The sequence below is a fragment of the Rhizobium leguminosarum genome, from assembly GCF_001679785.1.
GTDB lineage: Bacteria > Pseudomonadota > Alphaproteobacteria > Rhizobiales > Rhizobiaceae > Rhizobium > Rhizobium leguminosarum_R.
In genome coordinates this window covers 402,351-421,733 of record NZ_CP016289.1, presented here as the reverse complement: position 1 = coordinate 421,733, position 19,383 = coordinate 402,351, and the positions used below count along the sequence as shown (strand labels likewise).

General features: G+C 58.0%; 12 protein-coding genes and 6 pseudogenes. 9 read left to right on the top strand and 9 right to left on the bottom strand.

Annotated elements, in window-relative coordinates:
• Window positions 1–24: 24 nt before the first annotated feature.
• Window positions 25–801 carry an IS21-like element helper ATPase IstB gene (istB, locus tag BA011_RS33535; protein WP_065279981.1) on the bottom strand — a complete coding sequence of 259 codons (777 nt, stop codon included), beginning with the start codon at window positions 799–801 and terminating at the stop codon, window positions 25–27.
• A 16-nt stretch (window positions 802–817) separates the two neighbouring features.
• A complete protein-coding gene (istA, locus tag BA011_RS33530) occupies window positions 818–2,371 on the bottom strand; it encodes an IS21 family transposase (protein WP_065279982.1) in 1,554 nt (517 codons plus the stop codon).
• A gap of 215 nt (window positions 2,372–2,586) precedes the next feature.
• Between istA (BA011_RS33530) and BA011_RS45545 the strand changes: the two are divergent.
• The 4 genes and pseudogenes from BA011_RS45545 to BA011_RS33510 form a co-directional block, all read left to right on the top strand.
• Window positions 2,587–4,374, top strand: a pseudogene (locus BA011_RS45545) (thioesterase domain-containing protein); the annotation flags it as partial.
• Entirely contained in the window at window positions 4,371–5,906 is a 1,536-nt protein-coding gene (locus BA011_RS33520; protein WP_065284019.1) for a hypothetical protein, read from the top strand. The pseudogene BA011_RS45545 and the gene BA011_RS33520, both read left to right, overlap by 4 nt.
• 170 nt (window positions 5,907–6,076) lie before the next feature.
• Window positions 6,077–6,478: a ParB N-terminal domain-containing protein gene (locus BA011_RS33515; RefSeq protein ID WP_065284018.1), complete on the top strand. Its 402-nt coding sequence runs from the start codon at window positions 6,077–6,079 to the stop codon at window positions 6,476–6,478.
• Between the two features lie 282 nt (window positions 6,479–6,760).
• On the top strand, window positions 6,761–7,414 hold the full coding sequence (locus BA011_RS33510) for a hypothetical protein (RefSeq protein ID WP_065284174.1): 654 nt from the start codon (window positions 6,761–6,763) through the stop codon (window positions 7,412–7,414).
• A gap of 28 nt (window positions 7,415–7,442) precedes the next feature.
• Here BA011_RS33510 and tnpC (BA011_RS33505) read toward each other — a convergent pair.
• Window positions 7,443–8,270 (bottom strand): annotated as a pseudogene (gene tnpC / locus BA011_RS33505) (IS66 family transposase); the annotation flags it as partial.
• 80 nt (window positions 8,271–8,350) lie between these two features.
• On the opposite strand from tnpC (BA011_RS33505), the gene tnpA (BA011_RS33500) reads away from it, so the two are divergent.
• The 3 genes from tnpA (BA011_RS33500) to tnpC (BA011_RS33490) are packed head-to-tail and all read left to right on the top strand — an operon-like array spanning window position 8,351 to window position 10,777.
• Window positions 8,351–8,791, top strand: a complete 441-nt coding sequence (gene tnpA / locus BA011_RS33500) for an IS66-like element accessory protein TnpA (RefSeq protein ID WP_065282368.1) — start codon at window positions 8,351–8,353, stop codon at window positions 8,789–8,791.
• Window positions 8,775–9,128, top strand: a complete 354-nt coding sequence (gene tnpB / locus BA011_RS33495) for an IS66 family insertion sequence element accessory protein TnpB (protein ID WP_018240906.1) — start codon at window positions 8,775–8,777, stop codon at window positions 9,126–9,128. Before tnpA (BA011_RS33500) ends, tnpB (BA011_RS33495) begins: the two co-directional genes overlap by 17 nt.
• 41 nt (window positions 9,129–9,169) lie before the next feature.
• Window positions 9,170–10,777 (top strand): IS66 family transposase, encoded by a 1,608-nt coding sequence (gene tnpC / locus BA011_RS33490; RefSeq protein WP_065279183.1) that lies wholly within the window; start codon window positions 9,170–9,172, stop codon window positions 10,775–10,777.
• A 56-nt stretch (window positions 10,778–10,833) separates the two neighbouring features.
• On the opposite strand, the pseudogene BA011_RS43100 reads toward tnpC (BA011_RS33490), so the two are convergent.
• From BA011_RS43100 to tnpA (BA011_RS33480), 3 genes and pseudogenes are all read right to left on the bottom strand, one after another.
• Window positions 10,834–11,619: pseudogene (locus BA011_RS43100) on the bottom strand (IS66 family transposase); the annotation flags it as partial.
• 41 nt (window positions 11,620–11,660) lie between these two features.
• Entirely contained in the window at window positions 11,661–12,014 is a 354-nt protein-coding gene (tnpB, locus tag BA011_RS33485) for an IS66 family insertion sequence element accessory protein TnpB (RefSeq protein ID WP_018240906.1), read from the bottom strand.
• Complete coding sequence (gene tnpA, locus BA011_RS33480) at window positions 11,998–12,438, bottom strand: IS66-like element accessory protein TnpA (RefSeq protein WP_065282368.1); 441 nt, start codon at window positions 12,436–12,438, stop codon at window positions 11,998–12,000. Before tnpA (BA011_RS33480) ends, tnpB (BA011_RS33485) begins: the two co-directional genes overlap by 17 nt.
• A gap of 474 nt (window positions 12,439–12,912) precedes the next feature.
• On the opposite strand from tnpA (BA011_RS33480), the pseudogene istA (BA011_RS33475) reads away from it, so the two are divergent.
• Both istA (BA011_RS33475) and istB (BA011_RS33470) read left to right on the top strand, forming a co-directional pair.
• A pseudogene (gene istA, locus BA011_RS33475) lies at window positions 12,913–14,439 on the top strand (IS21 family transposase).
• A gap of 16 nt (window positions 14,440–14,455) precedes the next feature.
• A complete protein-coding gene (istB, locus tag BA011_RS33470) occupies window positions 14,456–15,232 on the top strand; it encodes an IS21-like element helper ATPase IstB (RefSeq protein WP_065284017.1) in 777 nt (258 codons plus the stop codon).
• Between the two features lie 956 nt (window positions 15,233–16,188).
• Here istB (BA011_RS33470) and BA011_RS43095 read toward each other — a convergent pair.
• From BA011_RS43095 to BA011_RS43090, 3 genes and pseudogenes are all read right to left on the bottom strand, one after another.
• Window positions 16,189–16,311, bottom strand: a pseudogene (locus BA011_RS43095) (IS3 family transposase); the annotation flags it as partial.
• A gap of 260 nt (window positions 16,312–16,571) precedes the next feature.
• Window positions 16,572–18,095, bottom strand: coding sequence for an ISNCY family transposase (locus BA011_RS33460; RefSeq protein WP_065279116.1), 1,524 nt, complete (start codon window positions 18,093–18,095; stop codon window positions 16,572–16,574).
• A gap of 111 nt (window positions 18,096–18,206) precedes the next feature.
• Window positions 18,207–18,862: pseudogene (locus tag BA011_RS43090) on the bottom strand (IS3-like element ISRle4 family transposase); the annotation flags it as partial.
• Window positions 18,863–19,383: the final 521 nt, after the last annotated feature.

Sequence of the window (19,383 nt, the reverse complement as noted above, 5' to 3'; positions counted from 1 at the left end):
CGATTTTCGCCTGCCTGGTTGAAGTCATGAGCGATTGATTTCGCCGTTTTCAGCGCCGGTCAAGTGGGATGGTGTTTTTTGCCGTCGCATGCTGTCGCCTTCAAGGGCAATGCGGTGCGCATTGTGGATGATCCGATCGAGGATTGCGTCTGCGATGGTCGGTTCTCCGATCATGTCATGCCACTGGGCGACAGGAAGCTGCGCGGTGATGAGCGTTGATTTCCGGCGATAGCGTTCCTCGAAGATTTCCAGCAGGTCGAGGCGTTGTTGATCTGTGAGCGTGTGCGTTCCCCAGTCGTCGAGGATCAGCAACTGGACGCGGGCGAGTTTGTCGACCAGGCGTGGAAAGCGGCCGTCAAGCCTGGCAAGGCCCAGATCTTCGAACAGACGCGGCATACGCAGGTAGAGGATGGAATGATCGAGCCGGGCAGCCTGACGGCCGAAGGCGCAGGCGAGCCAGGTTTTTCCCGTGCCGGTCTGGCCGGTGATGATCATATTCTCATGTGCCTTCAACCACGCCCCTTGCGCAAGCGACAGAGTGTTGCGGCGGTCGAGACCACGATGAGCGGCAAAGTCGATGTTCTCGATGCAGGCGTCGGGAAAGCGGAGCTTTGAAGCTGCAAGCCGGTTGGTCAGGCGCTTGTCGGATCGCAGAGCCGTTTCCCGATCGAGCATCAGGCCGAGCCACTCGTCGCGGCTGAGATCGCTGCTGTTGTTCTGAGCGGCAAGTTCGCGATAGGCCGTTGCCATTCCGGCAAGGCCAAGGGCCTGCATCTGATCGAGGGTTGGATGTGTCAGCATGGGTCTTTCCTTTCCTTCACTGGTAATAGGAGCCGCCGCGGATGTTGGTGTGCGGCGGGGTGGGTTTTGCCGGGTCTGTCTGGGGTTTGGTTCGATCGAGACCGGATTTGAGAATGGCGGCGACAGAGGAATAGGTGATGGAGTTGATGACCAGCGCCCGCTCGCACGCCGCTTCCAGGCGATCCGTCTCGTAACGGCGGGCAAGGGACAGAATGCCGAAGGCCGAGCGATATCCTTGTTCGGGATGAGGACGATCGCGCATCATCCGCTCGACCAGAATGGCGGTGTTCACCCCGATCCTTGCCGCCTGGTTCAAAAGCGATGCCGGCGTCGTGTTGGCATAACGCTGGTGGGATTTGGGCATATGCTCGTTGACCGTCACATGCCCGGATCGCTGAGAACGCCTGATATGGCTGGCAATCCGCTTGTGATCGAGAAATACCTCGACCACCCGGTGGGTCAGACGCACATCAACCTGTCGGCCGATCAAGCGGTGCGGCACAGAGTAGAAGGTCTTGTCGACCTCGACATGGTAATCGGGATGGACCTTCGCCGATTTCCATTCCGCATAGTCGAACGGCGTTGCTGGCAGCGGCGCAAGCGCCTTTCTCTCTACCTCCTCGAACAGGTCTCGGCGCGACTTTCCGATGTGGCGCATCGGGCGGTTGTTCAAGTCGTCAAGCAGAACCGAGATCGCGGCATTCAGATCAGCCAGACTGAAGAAGCGTCGGTTTCTGAGGCGAGCCAATATCCAGCGCTCGACGATCAGCACTGCACCTTCGACCTTGGCTTTGTCACGCGGCTTGCGGCTTCTGGTCGGCAGGATGGTCGTATCGTAATGTTCGGCCATAGCAGCGAAGGTGGCGTTGAGCGTCGGCTCGAACCACAGCGCCTTGGCGACGCCTGCCTTCAGGTTGTCGCACACGATCGCCTTCGTGACGCCGCCGAAGAAGCTCAGCGCGCGTTCCTGGCCCTCGATCCAGTCCGGCAGTTTCTGGCTGAAGCTGGCACAGGCGAATGTCAACGACGAGGCGGGAAGCATCGCCACAAAGATTTGTGCCGAATGGATGACGCCGGTCGAAGGGTCGATGATGGGGATGGTGTGGCCGGCATAATCCGTCTGCATCACCGCGCCCGCCTCATGACGGTTGCGGAACGTCGCGTGAGCGCGGCGTTCGAAGACGGCAAAACGGTCGCAAAACCATGTGTAGCCGTAGCCGTCGGGATGGCTCGCCCTGTATTCCTGCCAGAGCAGCGTCAGCGTTACACCCTTGCGCTTCAGCTCGGCGGAAACGGACCGCCAATCCGGCTCGACCAAGTCCTGTGGCGGCCGGCCAACGCGCCGGAAAAGATGTCGCTCCAGCGCGGCATCATCGTCCAGGCCCGCAGGCAACGGCCAGACCGAAAGTCCGGTCTCCCTCGCTCGCAACAGATACGTCGCCACAGAGGTTTTGCTGATCTTCAGGCGTTCCGAAACGGCGCGAACCGAAAGGCCCTGCTCGTGCGTCAGTCGCAGTATCGATCGAATGTCTTTCACTGTCGTTCGTCTCGCTTGCTTCCGTCTTGGCATGGCCCCTCTCAACCGATGATGAGGAGGCAATCTGCCAGAACGGCGCTTGCGAAAATCGACCTTAAATCCACGTCCGAGACTGTCCCGGAATTAGCGGAATCGCTGTCCCGTATTTACTGAAATCGCTGTCCGCGAATTACCGGAATCGCTGTCCCGAAATTAGTGAAACACGCACGTTGCCTTCAGAACTGGCCTCGAACCTCGGTAGAAGGGTAAAATCTCTCAGAAATCTTTATGGTCCGACGGAGACTACAATTTGGGCGACCACCTTTCTTACCGACACGAGAATTGAGGCGCCTCACCGGTATGTGCCGATCGGGCGTCCGATCTCGAACACGCGGCTTTATGTGCTTGACGACCATGGTCAGCCGGTTCCGTTTGGGGCGGTTGGCGAGCTTTACATCGGCGGGGCGGGGGTGGCGCGCGGCTACCTGAACCGTCCGGATCTGACGGCGGAGCGGTTCCTGGCGGATCCGTTCAGCGGCAAGGCCGGCGCCCGGATGTACCGGAGCGGCGACCTGGCGCGCTACCTGCCGGATGGCAATCTCGAGTTTCTGGGCCGCAACGACGACCAGGTGAAGATCCGCGGCTTCCGCATCGAGCCGGGCGAGATCGCCGCCCGGCTGCTGGAGCATGAGCTTGTCGGCGATGCCGCGGTCGTTGCGCACGCGGATGCGGCGGGCGACAAGCGGCTTGTCGCCTATGTGGTTGCGAAGACGACGGACGGGTCGGCCGAAGCCGATGGCGCCGGGCTTGCTGCGTCGTTGCGGGCGCATCTGGGTGGCCTGCTGCCGGACTACATGGTGCCGTCGGCCTTCGTGCGGCTTGAAGCACTGCCGCTGACGGTGAACGGCAAGCTCGACCGCAAGGCGCTGCCGGTCCCCGACGACGATGCCTATGCGCGTCGGGCCTACGAGGCGCCGCAGGGCGAGATCGAGACGCTGCTGGCCGGGATCTGGGCCGAGCTTCTCGGCGTCGAGCGGGTCGGGCGCCACGACAACTTCTTCGAGCTCGGCGGCCACTCGTTGTTGGCGGTTCGCCTGCTCGTCCAAGCGTTAGCCCTTGGGATGAAGGTCAGCGCCAGCAACATTTTTGATGCCCCGATCCTCAAAGACCTCGCTCCGAAGATCGAGTTGGATTCATCCCATTATACACCCGGTGTGCTACCGGTTCGCACGATAGGGTCTCAAGCGCCAGTCTTCTTTGTTCCGACAGGTTATGGCGACTGCTCATATGTGTTCCGCTTAGTCAGAGAGATGGACATAGATTGCCCTGTCTACGCTTTGCCTTGGCCGCCATTTGAGGAAGCTCGTCGATCAAGCCTTGAAGAGATTGCAACAAAAGTAACGCACGCAGTACGCAAAGTGCAGCCACGGGGACCATATCGATTTGCCGGGTATTCCTCTGGGGCTGTACTGGCGTATGCGCTCGCCGAGCGCCTGCTCTATCTCGAAGAAACTGTTTCATTTATGGCATTCATCGATGTGCCAATACCGGCGATGTCGCCTGCGATGACGGATACAGAAATCGCTTTGCAAATGATCTTTGAACCTCTGGAGTCGCTGGGTGATGAGGGGTTCGAGGTGCTGCGCCAATCGGCCGGGCAGAGTTCCGTTGAGCAGTTGTTTGAGAAAGCGCGACAAATCGGTGCAGGCGTCGGTAGACCAGATCTCTACTATGACGCCATCAGATACGCGCAATTTCACCAAGCTGTGCATTCGTATGAGATGCCATCACTGCCAGTCAGCGTGCACCAATTTTATGCTCTGGAGCACTCTCTTAGCCGAAGGGCACGACTTCCGGCAGCGCCGGACGCAAATTCACCAATGCGCGGCTGGGATCGAATTTTGGGCGCGGAGTTTATCCAGGCTGTGCCCGTTCCAGGCGATCACGTGACGATGATGGCTGTTCCGGAAAACCGGCGGGTCTTGGCGCGCCAACTGTCAGCAGCCTTAAACAATTCGCCGACTACCCACCCGAACAGCAATCTGGATGTCAAATGACAGAGCGGCTATCCCACCTGAATACTCATCTTCCTTCGACCGCTGAGTTGTTAACCTTGGGGGGTGACGAGCGGATCGAACTTCATGCTGGCCAAATGACAAATAAGTACGGTCGTAAACCACTTCCCGACAGGGAAATATTCTCATTTGGTTCCGCAACCGCATCTACGATTTCTGACATCGGATTTTCAGCTGCGGAAAAACTGCGCCAAAGGATATTGCAGACCTTGCATGGACGGGCACCGGAAGAAGTTTATCTAGAAGAGATCGACAGACTTCGCACCGAATTCATTGGCTTATGCGGTTTGGAACATATTCGAGGGCTAGAACTCATCGTTTCCCCTTCTGGCACCGACGCTCACATGCTCGCCTCCAAATTGGTCGCAGGAAGCGCTGTCGCAAAGACATTGGCAATTATGGTCCAATCGGAGGAGACGGGGAGTGGGGTCGCTCATGCTCTGGCTGGTGGTATGCATTCTCCCCACCGCGAGAGTGATGGAATAAGGGTTAATCCAGCAGATCCAATTGATGTTAGATCGATAGCAGTTCGCATGGAAGGTTCCCGTCTCCGACCCATTGCGGCCGTCGATGATGAGCTTGAGGCAATAGTATCGGCTGCGATAACGCGATACAGTCGTATTTTGATTGTGTTGACTGACGTTTCGAAAACTGGCGTACTGGCTCCAACTCCGAGCAAGGCGCTGGATCTCAAGCGTCGCTGGCCTGATAGTGTTGAAATTCTCATCGATGCATCTCAATTTCGATTGGCACCGAAGACGCTGCAAACCTATCTTACCATCGGCTGCTTGGTGATAGTTACTGGATCCAAGTTTTTGGGAGGTCCAGCCTTTTCGGCAATGCTCTTGGTTCCTGAGTCGCTGGCATGCCGTTTGAAGAAACGGCCACTACACCCTATACCCGGAGCGAAGTCTTGCCGGGCAGACTGGCCACGAAATTGGGCAGGCGCTCAGTCATTCCCGGAAGCCAGTAATTTTGGTTTACTTTTGCGATGGGAAGCTGCGCTCGTGGAGTTGCGTGCTTTCCGTAGTGTTTCAGAGGAAGATGTCCAAAGCGTCGTGTTTGACTTTCATAAGGAGGTTACCGCCGGGCTGAACAATGCGCCTAACTTTCAGCTGTTAGAGCAACCGACGTTACAACGCCATCTGCCAGTCACCCACAATTCTTGGGACCAGCTACCGACGATTTTTCCTTTTATACTGTTTCACGTAAGTCGACGTGCGGGGAGAAATCCGCTGGCTATCCCGCAGACCAAGAGGATCTACGATCATTTGTGCCAGGATTCGACCGTGAAAGCCAAGATGCCCGGTGACGCAATGTTGTCAGTTCGTTGCGAAGTTGGACAACCGGTTCCTTGCGGCGAGCTTGAGGGCGTCCAGGTCGCCGCGTTGCGGCTTTGCCTTAGTGCACGCCTGATAGTGGAAGCGATCAACGCAGGCGAACGAGGCATGAAGCATTTGTTTGATCGAAGTCTGATGGTCTTGGAAAACGTCGCCTTCCTCACCAGAAACTGATCTGCATTCTGATAAGGCATCATCGCCGGAGCTTGGAAAAGCCATGCCAGAATCAAGAAGCTTTATTTGTCTTTGAACCCGCGTGATCCATCGGAACTTCGCACGCCATCACTAAGGAATCGAGGTTCCGGCTACACATTAGGTATTTTACTATCGGAGGTTATACGCGAATGCGCTACTATCTCTTACAGCCCAACGATTTGACTCCGACCGAAGAGGTTGATTGCCGAAAAGTTATTGAGCTTGAAGAAGAGATTCTCCAAGCCAAATTCTGGAAGACTCCAATTGCAGTCCATAAGGGAGAGCTTTTCGTGATGGATGGCCATCATAGACTGGCTGTCGCCAAGCGGATTCAATTGAGGATATTGCCAGCAATGTTGCTGGACTACTACGGTGTTCGTGTAGAAGCTTGGCGTCCGGGAGAGGTAGTTACTCCCGAGATCATTTTTGCTATGGCTCGGAGCGGACGGAAGTTCCCTGCCAAGACAACCAAACATGTCTTCGACCCTCAGTTCCCCGAATGTAAAATCCCATTGAGTGATCTCGGATATGATCCGGGCAATGGTTCCTGAAGGGTGCGAATTCCGACTTGAAACCGGTCGCTCGTCCCATGCAAGAGCGGTAGGTTTTCGACACTAATCTTTCCTCTGGGTTAGCGACTTTGGGTTCAAGTCGCAATTGAGGTCGGCATAGAAAAAGCTGCGGACTGGGGCGCAACTGGTTAAAATGATTCAGGTGACACAGGTTTTGCGCGAGATAGAAGAATGAGCTTAAAGGTATTCTCATTACGGGAACGGCCCGATCTGATTCCCTCAGTTTTTTCACCGAAATTCGATGGTCTTTGGCCCAACTTCATGCGCCAAAATCAAACTGCAAAGCTGTATTTTGGGAAGGCCGTGTTTTTTGACTACCTTGACTATGCCTTTGTAGGACTTATCGATGAGGAGGTCGTTGCTCGAGCTTTCGGCGTGCCGTTTGCACTGAACGTTGATGGGCGTGCCGAATTGCCTGACGGCGGTTGGGACCAGGTTATCCGCTGGGCGCATGAGGATAAACTAATCGGTCGCAAACCAAACACGATGAGTGCACTCGAAATCACATTAGCGCCCAGAGCACGAGGTATTGGCAATGCACTGGCAATGTTGGGCGCATTGAAGACCTGTGCCAGGAATGTTGGCTTCGACGAATTGTTTGCGCCGGTTCGTCCAAATCAGAAGCAACGAGACCCGCGGCTACCAATGGATGAATACATCAAACTACAGCGTGCTGACGGCTCCCCGGTGGATTCCTGGCTGCGAACTCACATAGCCGTCGGTGGCAGGATCCTAAAAATAGCACCTTATTCCATTACCATTGCTGGGACAATTGCCGAATGGTCAAGTTGGACAGGAATAGCGTTTGAACGTTCGGGCATGGTGGAAATTGATGGTGCACTAGTGCCGATGCTTGTGTCGATTGAGCACAATTACGGCATATATGCCGTAAGCGCTCATTTCGCTGCGCGTTGACGCAGTGGATTGTGACGCCCGCAGCGGCTTATGCGGCAGTGGATTTGGCGAAGTTAAATGGGAGCAGATCGTCGATATTGGCGCCGTCCGGACGCTGCGGCGATTCGGTAAAGACGTGTCGCAACCAGGTGAATGGCTCGACGCCACAGGCGCGACAGGTCAGCATAAGGCTGTAGATGACAGCGCTTGCCTTGGCCCCGTCGACAGTGTCGCAAAATAGCCAGCTCTTCCTTCCAGTGGCAAAAACTCTGATATCGCGTTCCAATAAATTGTTGTCGATCGGCATCCTGCCGTCTTCGGTGTAGCGGGTCAGATATTGCCACTGGTTTCGCGTATAGGAGATCGCATCGCCGAGCTTGGTGTCGGGCACGACCTTGGGGGCCATCCTGTCGAGCCACTCCTTCAGGGCATCAAGGACTGGAACGCTATGCTTCTGGCGCAAGCGCCGGATGCAATCGGCCTGCGTTTCGCCGTCATCCGGCTTTTCGTCCCGCACCTGCCTTTCAATCCGATAGAGCTGGTCGAAGAACTTCAATGCCTGCGCGGGCGGCCCGCTTTGTTTCTTCCCGGCCTTGAAGGCGTTGACGAAGCGTCGCCTGGCGTGAGCCATACACCCGACATGCGTTGCGCCCTTCAGGGTGCGCCAGCCCTGATAGCCGTCGCTCATCAGGATGCCGCGATAGTCACCAAGGAAAGTCTGCGGATGCACCTGCCCACGACCGGGCTGATATTCGAGCAGCACAACCGGTTCGACACTATCCTGCCCGCTGCGATAGGCCCAGATGTAGGACTCGTCAGTTGCTTTCCTGTCCTTTTCCTTCAGCACCTGCACCGTGGTCTCGTCACCGTGAATGACGGTAAGCGCACAATTCCCCGCACCTGTTCACTGAACGGCGAATGAGGGAGTCTGTGTCCACAAGGGAGACTGTGGACACAATGACATTGGATAACTTGAAGGGCTCAGGGGGTCTTCGGGCAGTGAAGGTTCTTCCCAACGGGAAGCGGCGTTTCGATCCGGTCGAGAAAGACCGGCTGATCGACGCCGCAATGAAGCCCGGCGTATCGGTTGCCCGTCTGGCACTGGCGCACGGCGTCAACGCCAATCAGTTACGCAACTGGGTGAAGCTTCGCCGAGATCGGCAGGCCCAGGGTAGTTTGACGGCTGCTGCAGGGCAGGAAACGTCGGCCTTTGTTCCTGTGGTTGCAGCGTCGCCGATTGCGCGGCAGCCCGACATGCCGGCCCGGCCATCATCGGCAGGAATGCGGCTGATGGCGTCTTTGCCAAATGGTGTGCGGCTTGAGCTTGAGGATGTGGATGAGCGGGCTCTTTCGGCGATGATCGAAATTCTGGGGCGGTGCAATGTTCCGGCTGGCTGACGATCTTCGCGTCTATCTTCACCGGGACCCGATCGACTTTCGTGCGGGGATCAACAGCCTGGCGATCCTGGTCGAGCAGTCGATGGGCCTGAGCCCGTTCGAGCGTGCTGTCTTTGTCTTTTGCAACCGCCGGCGCACCCGGATGAAGCTCCTGTTCTTCGAGCGGTCAGGGTTCGTGCTTGTATTGAAAGCCTTGTCCGAAGACCGGTTTCGCTGGCCCCGCCGCGAGGCGCCGGTCGTGACGCTCGATACCGAACAGTTGCGCTGGCTGCTTGACGGCATCGATCTCGACGCGATGGTGCGCCATCCTGTTCGGCAATATGAGTTTGTCGGCTGAAGGCTGTTGACGGAGCGGGGCGGCTCAGATTCAAAGCTACGATGACACGAGCCGGCACCCCGACCGTTGCGGAACTGATGGCGCTTCTGGCGGCGAATGCTGCCGAGAACGTCGCGCTGCGGGCTGAGAGAGACGCCCTTGAGCAGCGTGTCTTCAAGCTCGAGGAAGAACTGGCGCTTGCACAACTGCATCGTTTTGCGCCGCGCAGCGAAAAGCATATGGATCGCGTCTTCAATGAAGCCGAGAACGCCGCTCTCGAGGCCGATGCTGATGAGGGCTTGGCCGACTGTGACGAGACCGACGCCACTGAGCTTCCCGACACGGGATTGCCAGAGGTGGAAAAGCCCGAAGGCCGCAAGCGCGGGCGTAAACCTCTTCCGGCAAATTTGCCCCGCCAACGCGTTGAATATGACCTTGCCGACGATCAGAAGACCTGTCCGTGCTGCCGCCATCCGTTGCATCGCATGGGCGAACTCGTCACCGAGCAGCTGCATATCGAGGTGAAGGCCACGGTGCTGCAGAATGCCCGGGCCAAGTATGCTTGCCGCAACTGCGAGCGCACCGATATCAGCACTCCCGTTATCATCGCGCCGATGCCCGCACAGCCCTTGCCGGGGAGCATTGCCACGGCCTCGACGCTGGCCTTTGCTCTTGTTCATAAATATGTCGACGGCACACCGCTCTATCGCCTGGCACAGGCCTTCGAGCGCGCTGGCGTCCCTGTCAGCCGTGGCGCTCTTGGCCATTGGGTGATCGGGTCCAGCGAAAAGCACCTCGTTCGCATCTACGATGCACTGAAGCAGCGGCTCTTGTCGCAGAACGTCATTCACGGTGACGAGACCACGGTGCAGGTGCTGAAGGAAAAGGACAGGAAAGCAACTGACGAGTCCTACATCTGGGCCTATCGCAGCGGGCAGGATAGTGTCGAACCGGTTGTGCTGCTCGAATATCAGCCCGGTCGTGGGCAGGTGCATCCGCAGACTTTCCTTGGTGACTATCGCGGCATCCTGATGAGCGACGGCTATCAGGGCTGGCGCACCCTGAAGGGCGCAACGCATGTCGGGTGTATGGCTCACGCCAGGCGACGCTTCGTCAACGCCTTCAAGGCCGGGAAGAAACAAAGCGGGCCGCCCGCGCAGGCATTGAAGTTCTTCGACCAGCTCTATCGGATTGAAAGGCAGGTGCGGGACGAAAAGCCGGATGACGGCGAAACGCAGGCCGATTGCATCCGGCGCTTGCGCCAGAAGCATAGCGTTCCAGTCCTTGATGCCCTGAAGGAGTGGCTCGACAGGATGGCCCCCAAGGTCGTGCCCGACACCAAGCTCGGCGATGCGATCTCCTATACGCGAAACCAGTGGCAATATCTGACCCGCTACACCGAAGACGGCAGGATGCCGATCGACAACAATTTATTGGAACGCGATATCAGAGTTTTTGCCACTGGAAGGAAGAGCTGGCTATTTTGCGACACTGTCGACGGGGCCAAGGCAAGCGCTGTCATCTACAGCCTTATGCTGACCTGTCGCGCCTGTGGCGTCGAGCCATTCACCTGGTTGCGACACGTCTTTACCGAATCGCCGCAGCGTCCGGACGGCGCCAATATCGACGATCTGCTCCCATTTAACTTCGCCAAATCCACTGCCGCATAAGCCGCTGCGGGCGTCACAATCCACTGCGTCAACGCGCAGCGAAATGAGCGCTTACGAATGACGTTCTGCGACAAGAGCCGCTGCTTCAGTGCATCGTAGATGCGAACGAGGTGCTTTTCGCTGGACCCGATCACCCAATGGCCAAGAGCGCCACGGCTGACAGGGACGCCAGCGCGCTCGAAGGCCTGTGCCAGGCGATAGAGCGGTGTGCCGTCGACATATTTATGAACAAGAGCAAAGGCCAGCGTCGAGGCCGTGGCAATGCTCCCCGGCAAGGGCTGTGCGGGCATCGGCGCGATGATAACGGGAGTGCTGATATCGGTGCGCTCGCAGTTGCGGCAAGCATACTTGGCCCGGGCATTCTGCAGCACCGTGGCCTTCACCTCGATATGCAGCTGCTCGGTGACGAGTTCGCCCATGCGATGCAACGGATGGCGGCAGCACGGACAGGTCTTCTGATCGTCGGCAAGGTCATATTCAACGCGTTGGCGGGGCAAATTTGCCGGAAGAGGTTTACGCCCGCGCTTGCGGCCTTCGGGCTTTTCCACCTCTGGCAATCCCGTGTCGGGAAGCTCAGTGGCGTCGGTCTCGTCACAGTCGGCCAAGCCCTCATCAGCATCGGCCTCGAGAGCGGCGTTCTCGGCTTCATTGAAGACGCGATCCATATGCTTTTCGCTGCGCGGCGCAAAACGATGCAGTTGTGCAAGCGCCAGTTCTTCCTCGAGCTTGAAGACACGCTGCTCAAGGGCGTCTCTCTCAGCCCGCAGCGCGACGTTCTCGGCAGCATTCGCCGCCAGAAGCGCCATCAGTTCCGCAACGGTCGGGGTGCCGGCTCGTGTCATCGTAGCTTTGAATCTGAGCCGCCCCGCTCCGTCAACAGCCTTCAGCCGACAAACTCATATTGCCGAACAGGATGGCGCACCATCGCGTCGAGATCGATGCCGTCAAGCAGCCAGCGCAACTGTTCGGTATCGAGCGTCACGACCGGCGCCTCGCGGCGGGGCCAGCGAAACCGGTCTTCGGACAAGGCTTTCAATACAAGCACGAACCCTGACCGCTCGAAGAACAGGAGCTTCATCCGGGTGCGCCGGCGGTTGCAAAAGACAAAGACAGCACGCTCGAACGGGCTCAGGCCCATCGACTGCTCGACCAGGATCGCCAGGCTGTTGATCCCCGCACGAAAGTCGATCGGGTCCCGGTGAAGATAGACGCGAAGATCGTCAGCCAGCCGGAACATTGCACCGCCCCAGAATTTCGATCATCGCCGAAAGAGCCCGCTCATCCACATCCTCAAGCTCAAGCCGCACACCATTTGGCAAAGACGCCATCAGCCGCATTCCTGCCGATGATGGCCGGGCCGGCATGTCGGGCTGCCGCGCAATCGGCGACGCTGCAACCACAGGAACAAAGGCCGACGTTTCCTGCCCTGCAGCAGCCGTCAAACTACCCTGGGCCTGCCGATCTCGGCGAAGCTTCACCCAGTTGCGTAACTGATTGGCGTTGACGCCGTGCGCCAGTGCCAGACGGGCAACCGATACGCCGGGCTTCATTGCGGCGTCGATCAGCCGGTCTTTCTCGACCGGATCGAAACGCCGCTTCCCGTTGGGAAGAACCTTCACTGCCCGAAGACCCCCTGAGCCCTTCAAGTTATCCAATGTCATTGTGTCCACAGTCTCCCTTGTGGACACAGACTCCCTCATTCGCCGTTCAGTGAACAGGTGCGGGGAATTGTGCGCTTACTATATGCCGAACCGAACGTATGGGTTCGACACGCGCTATGATCTATTTTTTTGACTATATGGTTAGCTTCCCTTCCGTCATGAACCGCCCCAGGTTTCTGGACCAGCTGAGGCTGGAGTTTTCCGGCTTCATTCAGGGAGGCGGGCTGGTGGCGCCTCCCGAATTTATCAGTGAGATCGGCACCTTATTGCCGATTGCACCATGCTGCCGTTCTTCGTTGTACAACACAACGACAGAACACCCACGGGACCGAGGTTCGCGAGCTTTTGTATCCGTGGCATCCCTGGTCAGGGCGGCTCGTTCACGTCCATGAGGCGCTGTCCAAAGGGACGCGTATTTTCCGCTGCAGCCTTTCTGGTGCTTCCTCTGATCGACTTCTTGAAGTCCCGTCGTGGATGACAGTGAAAGACATTCGATCGATACTGCGGCTGACGCATGAACAGGGCCTTTCGGTTCGCGCCGTTTCGGAACGCCTGAAGATCAGCAAAACCTCTGTGGCGACGTATCTGCTGCGAGCGAAGGAGACCGGACTTTCGGTCTGGCCGTTACCTGCGGGCCTGGACGATGATGCCGCGCTGGAGCGACATCTTTTCCGGCGCGTTGGCCGGCCGCCACAGGACTTGGTCTAGCCGGATTGGCGGTCCGTTTCCGCCGAGCTGAAGCGCAAGGGTGTAACGCTGACGCTGCTCTGGCAGGAATACAGGGCGAGCCATCCCGACGGCTACGGCTACACATGGTTTTGCGACCGTTTTGCCGTCTTCGAACGCCGCGCTCACGCGACGTTCCGCAACCGTCATGAGGCGGGCGCGGTGATGCAGACGGATTATGCCGGCCACACCATCCCCATCCTCGACCCTTCGACCGGCGTCATCCATTCGGCGCAAATCTTTGTGGCGATGCTTCCCGCCTCGTCGTTGACATTCGCCTGTGCCAGCTTCAGCCAGAAACTGCCGGACTGGATCGAGGGCCAGGAACGCGCGCTGAGCTTCTTCGGCGGCGTCACGAAGGCGATCGTGTGCGACAACCTGAAGGCAGGCGTCGCCAAGGCGCTGTGGTTCGAGCCGACGCTCAACGCCACCTTCGCTGCTATGGCCGAACATTACGATACGACCATCCTGCCGACCAGAAGCCGCAAGCCGCGTGACAAAGCCAAGGTCGAAGGTGCAGTGCTGATCGTCGAGCGCTGGATATTGGCTCGCCTCAGAAACCGACGCTTCTTCAGTCTGGCTGATCTGAATGCCGCGATCTCGGTTCTGCTTGACGACTTGAACAACCGCCCGATGCGCCACATCGGAAAGTCGCGCCGAGACCTGTTCGAGGAGGTAGAGAGAAAGGCGCTTGCGCCGCTGCCAGCAACGCCGTTCGACTATGCGGAATGGAAATCGGCGAAGGTCCATCCCGATTACCATGTCGAGGTCGACAAGACCTTCTACTCTGTGCCGCACCGCTTGATCGGCCGACAGGTTGATGTGCGTCTGACCCACCGGGTGGTCGAGGTATTTCTCGATCACAAGCGGATTGCCAGCCATATCAGGCGTTCTCAGCGATCCGGGCATGTGACGGTCAACGAGCATATGCCCAAATCCCACCAGCGTTATGCCAACACGACGCCGGCATCGCTTTTGAACCAGGCGGCAAGGATCGGGGTGAACACCGCCATTCTGGTCGAGCGGATGATGCGCGATCGTCCTCATCCCGAACAAGGATATCGCTCGGCCTTCGGCATTCTGTCCCTTGCCCGCCGTTACGAGACGGATCGCCTGGAAGCGGCGTGCGAGCGGGCGCTGGTCATCAACTCCATCACCTATTCCTCTGTCGCCGCCATTCTCAAATCCGGTCTCGATCGAACCAAACCCCAGACAGACCCGGCAAAACCCACCCCGCCGCACACCAACATCCGCGGCGGCTCCTATTACCAGTGAAGGAAAGGAAAGACCCATGCTGACACATCCAACCCTCGATCAGATGCAGGCCCTTGGCCTTGCCGGAATGGCAACGGCCTATCGCGAACTTGCCGCTCAGAACAACAGCAGCGATCTCAGCCGCGACGAGTGGCTCGGCCTGATGCTCGATCGGGAAACGGCTCTGCGATCCGACAAGCGCCTGACCAACCGGCTTGCAGCTTCAAAGCTCCGCTTTCCCGACGCCTGCATCGAGAACATCGACTTTGCCGCTCATCGTGGTCTCGACCGCCGCAACACTCTGTCGCTTGCGCAAGGGGCGTGGTTGAAGGCAGATGAGAATATGATCATCACCGGCCAGACCGGCACGGGAAAAACCTGGCTCGCCTGCGCCTTCGGCCGTCAGGCTGCCCGGCTCGATCATTCCATCCTCTACCTGCGTATGCCGCGTCTGTTCGAAGATCTGGGCCTTGCCAGGCTTGACGGCCGCTTTCCACGCCTGGTCGACAAACTCGCCCGCGTCCAGTTGCTGATCCTCGACGACTGGGGAACGCACACGCTCACAGATCAACAACGCCTCGACCTGCTGGAAATCTTCGAGGAACGCTATCGCCGGAAATCAACGCTCATCACCGCGCAGCTTCCTGTCGCCCAGTGGCATGACATGATCGGAGAACCGACCATCGCAGACGCAATCCTCGATCGGATCATCCACAATGCGCACCGCATTGCCCTTGAAGGCGACAGCATGCGACGGCAAAAAACACCATCCCACTTGACCGGCGCTGAAAACGGCGAAATCAATCGCTCATGACTTCAACCAGGCAGGCGAAAATCGACCACACCATGCTGTCCCGGAATTAGTGAAACCACTGTCCGCGATTTAGTGAAACGACTGTCCCGTTCTTCCGAATTACGCAGTCCGCCGGCCGTCCGAGGGTTGGCGAGTTACGCGCACAACTGATTGCACCAATGGATGCCGAAATGCGGCAGGCGTTTTGGGTGTACACCCAAGTTTGTCGACGGTTGGAGATGCCAATCCGCAAGACGTTTGAGACAGAATACTTGAACAGCTGGGCTGAATATTATTTCTACGCTGCTGGGGCGAAACGATGTTCGGGGTCCAACGACTTTCCGCCTAAAAGAATCTACTTGGCCTGGCACCAGCCGGAAGCCCCCAGACTAATGGCTTGGATCGCACGATTAGGAGCACTGACCCTACTTGCGCAGCAAGCTCGCTGGATGGTCGATCTGATGGGTGAGGGGAACACCCTGCTGTTCCGATCACGCGGCAGCCTAGCGCGGTTAATGCGGTCTCTTAAGGGGGGACAGCCGGTCGCTTGCATGTTTGATTATTGCTATGCCGAGACGGCGTCAGTGGACGCCATGTTTCTTGGTTTTTCCTCAAGAACGCCGTCCGGCCTGCTTACGCTTGCCGCTCGGTTTGGATACGAGCTCGTCCTTGTCTCATATTTAGATGGTGACGCCCGAATCGTGGCGACCGTCGACGCAGCTGGGCAGCCCCCTAAAGAGCTGGCGTCATTGATCAATCACCACCTCCAGCAGCAGATCCTCCGTGACCCCTCGCGGTGGCTGCTTTGGCCGTCTCTTAATTCGCGATGGTCCGCTCAGGCGTAGATTCCACCTATCAACGACTGCTCTTTACTAACCTGCTCGTCTGCCGCACGATTGCCTTTCGTTGAATATGCACCGTTTCTCTCGCTCACGCTGCATTCACACGCAGTTTCCTCATGACCTTGCCCCCAAGTTTTATCCAGTTTTGAGTTCGCTCCAGCGGTTTTTGGTTGCTGTTGTTGGTTCGGTAGCGGCGGGTTGCGGTGCGGAGCCATTTCGGCTGCGCAGCACCGCATCACGTCGCGGGTTGAGTGTCTGAGTGCGCGGCGACAAACAAGGTGAGACTCGTATTGCCTCACCCAAGAGTGTTCCCGGAGAATAATGCCGTTGCCTCACTCGGATGTTCTCGAATGCCTCACGGGTTGTTACGATCTTGTCCCCGCACCTGGTGCAAGGTGACGGAGGTAGCGAAGCCGCTCGCGAGCGCGCCCTCAATAGCGCTGTAGCGAGCGGGCGGCTTCGCGGGCGTTCATCATGTTTTCCGCGGGTTGTCGAAGGCCAACCTGGCGGTAAGAGCCTCACTGCACGACCTCTACGTTTTGCGTCTGCCGCGCGGCATCGGCGAATGGCCCGAACACCAGCGCATTGGCCTGTGTACTGCGCCAGATCTTCATTCGACGCTGCACGGTCCGAATGAGGCCGTCGGGATACACGCCGGGGTATTTGACCTGCAAGCGTTCAAGCAACTCTCGCGAAGTTCGCCAAGGCTCCGCCTCGAACCAATCCTCGAGTTCGGCAGTGACGGCGAGTAGAGGATCGGGCCTCCGCCGCTCTCGCTTGGCCGCTGGCTTGGAGCGGGCAGTCGGTTTCACTTCACCACCACGCCAAGCAATCCGTAAGCCAGACAGAAAGTCTTCGAGCGGTAATGCCTCGCCGTCGGTGGCAGGCGGACCATCAGGCTTGTCAGCAATTTCGACCAATCTCTCTTGTGCCAGCCGTATGTCGCGGAGCAGCCGAACCGGATCGAGCGTCAGGTACATCGCCTTGAGCCGAAGGCATGTATCCTCCGGCGTGCGTGCGTCGTCAAGCAGCCGCTGATAAGGCGTGGCGGGACGATGATAGCGCTTGATCACCTTGGCTCCGTCACGGTGCTTTTCTTTCAGCTTGAATGATGGCTGAAAGAAATTCACGAACAACCGCATTGAGGAATAAAGCTTGGCCAGCTCCCGGGTGGCTCGCAGCCCCTCGAAGCGTCGGTATCCAACGATCTTGCGCACGATCGCGCCATTCTTCTGCTCGACAAATGCCTGGTCGTTCTTTCGGTAGGGGCGGCAACGGGTGAGTTCGATATTATCTCGCAAGCAATACTCATGAACGCTCTCGTTCATGAACACACTGTCGTTGTCGGTGTCGAAGCCCAGCAGCGGGAACGGCAGCAACTTGCGCAGTTCGGTCAACGCAGTGATCAGTACCGTTTGCTCGCGAACCAGCAGCGGCGCGCATTCCGTCCAGCCCGTGGCTATATCGGTCAACACCAGCGTTTGCGAGAAGGCACCTCTCGCGTACGGGCCGGAATGAGAAACGAGATCAGCCTCGACAAAGCCGGGTGCGGGGTCATCCCAATCCGAGAACGTTCGAACGGGAACACTACGCCGAATCGCCGTTGATCCTTTCCGGCGCCGCGGACCCGTGGCGCTCGCTTTAATCTCCTTGAGGACTCGATCAATCGTCGCTGGGCTCATCGTCAAGAGTTGCCGGCGCGTCTCGCTATTCATATCGCCATGTCCATGACGTTCCATCGCTTCGATCAGTGTTGGCAACAGGGGGTGTAGTCGCTTGCCGCAAATTCGATCCGACGCCTCCCAAACAACGACGAGCGCCGCCCGCACGTCATCGCCGTAAACCCGGCGCCCTGGCCGAGGACCACCCTTCGCCGGTTCGCGTTCTCCTCGCAGCAGTCGCATCGCATGCTTGCGATGAAAGCCCGTGAGCGCCACGAACTCGTCCAACATCCTCGCCTTCTCGGCCCGCCCGCCTAACACATAGCGACAACTGATCGCCGCCACCAATTCCACACGTGTCGCCATGCTTACCTTCCTCATCAAAGCTCCCGAGGTTGATTCGTCGGGAGCAATTTAGATGAGGCAATAACCCATTCTCAGGGAGCAGTTCAGGCGAGGCAATGCGCGTCTCATCCTGATCGTCGCGCTATACCCATCGGTGAACTGATCCGACACGAAGTCTAGCGACCAGCGATCATTGGCCACCATCGGCACCAGCATCGGCGCTCGCGTGCCTATCGCTCGCTTGCGACCGCCGCGCTTGCGCACCGTCAGTTTCTCCTCCCGATAGAGCCGGAAGAGCCTCTTGTGGTTCACGAGGTGACCCTCCCGCCGGAGCAGCACATGAATGCGTCGATATCCGAAGCGGCGACGTTCATGCGCCAACGCCTTCATTCGCTCGCGAAGCTCATGATCATCGTCGCGCCTGGTCTCGTAACGGACCGTCATTCGGCAAAAACCAATGGCTTTACACGCCCGCCGTTCGCTCATCTCATGATGGCTCATCAGATGCGCAACAGCTTTCCGCTTGGCCGCGGGCGTCACCACTTCTTTCCCAAAAGGTCTTTCAAGGCAGCATTGTCGAGCATCGCATCCGCCAGAAGCCGCTTCAGCTTCGTGTTCTCGTCCTCAAGCGTCTTCAGCCGCTTGGCCTCGGACACCTCCATGCCGCCGTACTTGGCCTTCCATTTATAGATGCTGGCATCGCTGACGCCATGCTTGCGGCAAAGCTCCGAGACCGGCGTGCCTGCCTCGTGCTCCTTCAATATGCCGATGATCTGTTCGTCTGTGAAACGATTGCGCTTCATCCTCTGGTCCTCTCAATGGGCCAGAGCTTACTTCAAAATGGATTATTTCAACGGGGCAAGGTCACAACTCATGCACGTGAACGAGCCGCCCGGACCAGGGATGCCACGGATACAAAAGCTCGCGAACCTCGGTCCCGTGGGTGTTCTGTCGTCGTGTTGTACAATGAGGTTCGGCCACATGGCGCCATCGGCAATAAGGTACCAATCTTACTGATGAATCCGGGAGGCGTAACCAGCCCACCTCCCTGAATGAAGCCGGAAAACTCCAGCCTCCGGTGGTCCAGAATCCTGGGGCGGTTCATAATAGGCCGGACTCTAATCCATTCTGGAGGAAATTCTCAGTGGCAGGTCAGGTGAACTAAGAAAATTTGCGACAGGCCCCTGGAAAACGTTCTTTGCCAGATCCACTCCTATCATCGTATTGATCATCCGCCGACCTCTCTGTGTTGTGGCCTTCACCACATCACCTTGGCACATTGCAATGCCGTTTAGGGGAGGACGGCAACCACCCCATCTGCAAA

Bases quoted from the DNA above. Each gene is read 5' to 3' on its own strand.
- istB (WP_065279981.1), bottom strand. From the start codon at position 801: ATGCTGACACATCCAACCCTCGATCAGATGCAGGCCCTTGGCCTTGCC.
- istA (WP_065279982.1), bottom strand. From the start codon at position 2,371: ATGCCAAGACGGAAGCAAGCGAGACGAACGACAGTGAAAGACATTCGA.
- BA011_RS33520 (WP_065284019.1), top strand. From the start codon at position 4,371: ATGACAGAGCGGCTATCCCACCTGAATACTCATCTTCCTTCGACCGCT.
- BA011_RS33515 (WP_065284018.1), top strand. From the start codon at position 6,077: ATGCGCTACTATCTCTTACAGCCCAACGATTTGACTCCGACCGAAGAG.
- BA011_RS33510 (WP_065284174.1), top strand. From the start codon at position 6,761: ATGCGCCAAAATCAAACTGCAAAGCTGTATTTTGGGAAGGCCGTGTTT.
- tnpA (WP_065282368.1), top strand. From the start codon at position 8,351: ATGACATTGGATAACTTGAAGGGCTCAGGGGGTCTTCGGGCAGTGAAG.
- tnpB (WP_018240906.1), top strand. From the start codon at position 8,775: ATGTTCCGGCTGGCTGACGATCTTCGCGTCTATCTTCACCGGGACCCG.
- tnpC (WP_065279183.1), top strand. From the start codon at position 9,170: ATGACACGAGCCGGCACCCCGACCGTTGCGGAACTGATGGCGCTTCTG.
- tnpB (WP_018240906.1), bottom strand. From the start codon at position 12,014: ATGTTCCGGCTGGCTGACGATCTTCGCGTCTATCTTCACCGGGACCCG.
- tnpA (WP_065282368.1), bottom strand. From the start codon at position 12,438: ATGACATTGGATAACTTGAAGGGCTCAGGGGGTCTTCGGGCAGTGAAG.
- istB (WP_065284017.1), top strand. From the start codon at position 14,456: ATGCTGACACATCCAACCCTCGATCAGATGCAGGCCCTTGGCCTTGCC.
- BA011_RS33460 (WP_065279116.1), bottom strand. From the start codon at position 18,095: ATGAGGAAGGTAAGCATGGCGACACGTGTGGAATTGGTGGCGGCGATC.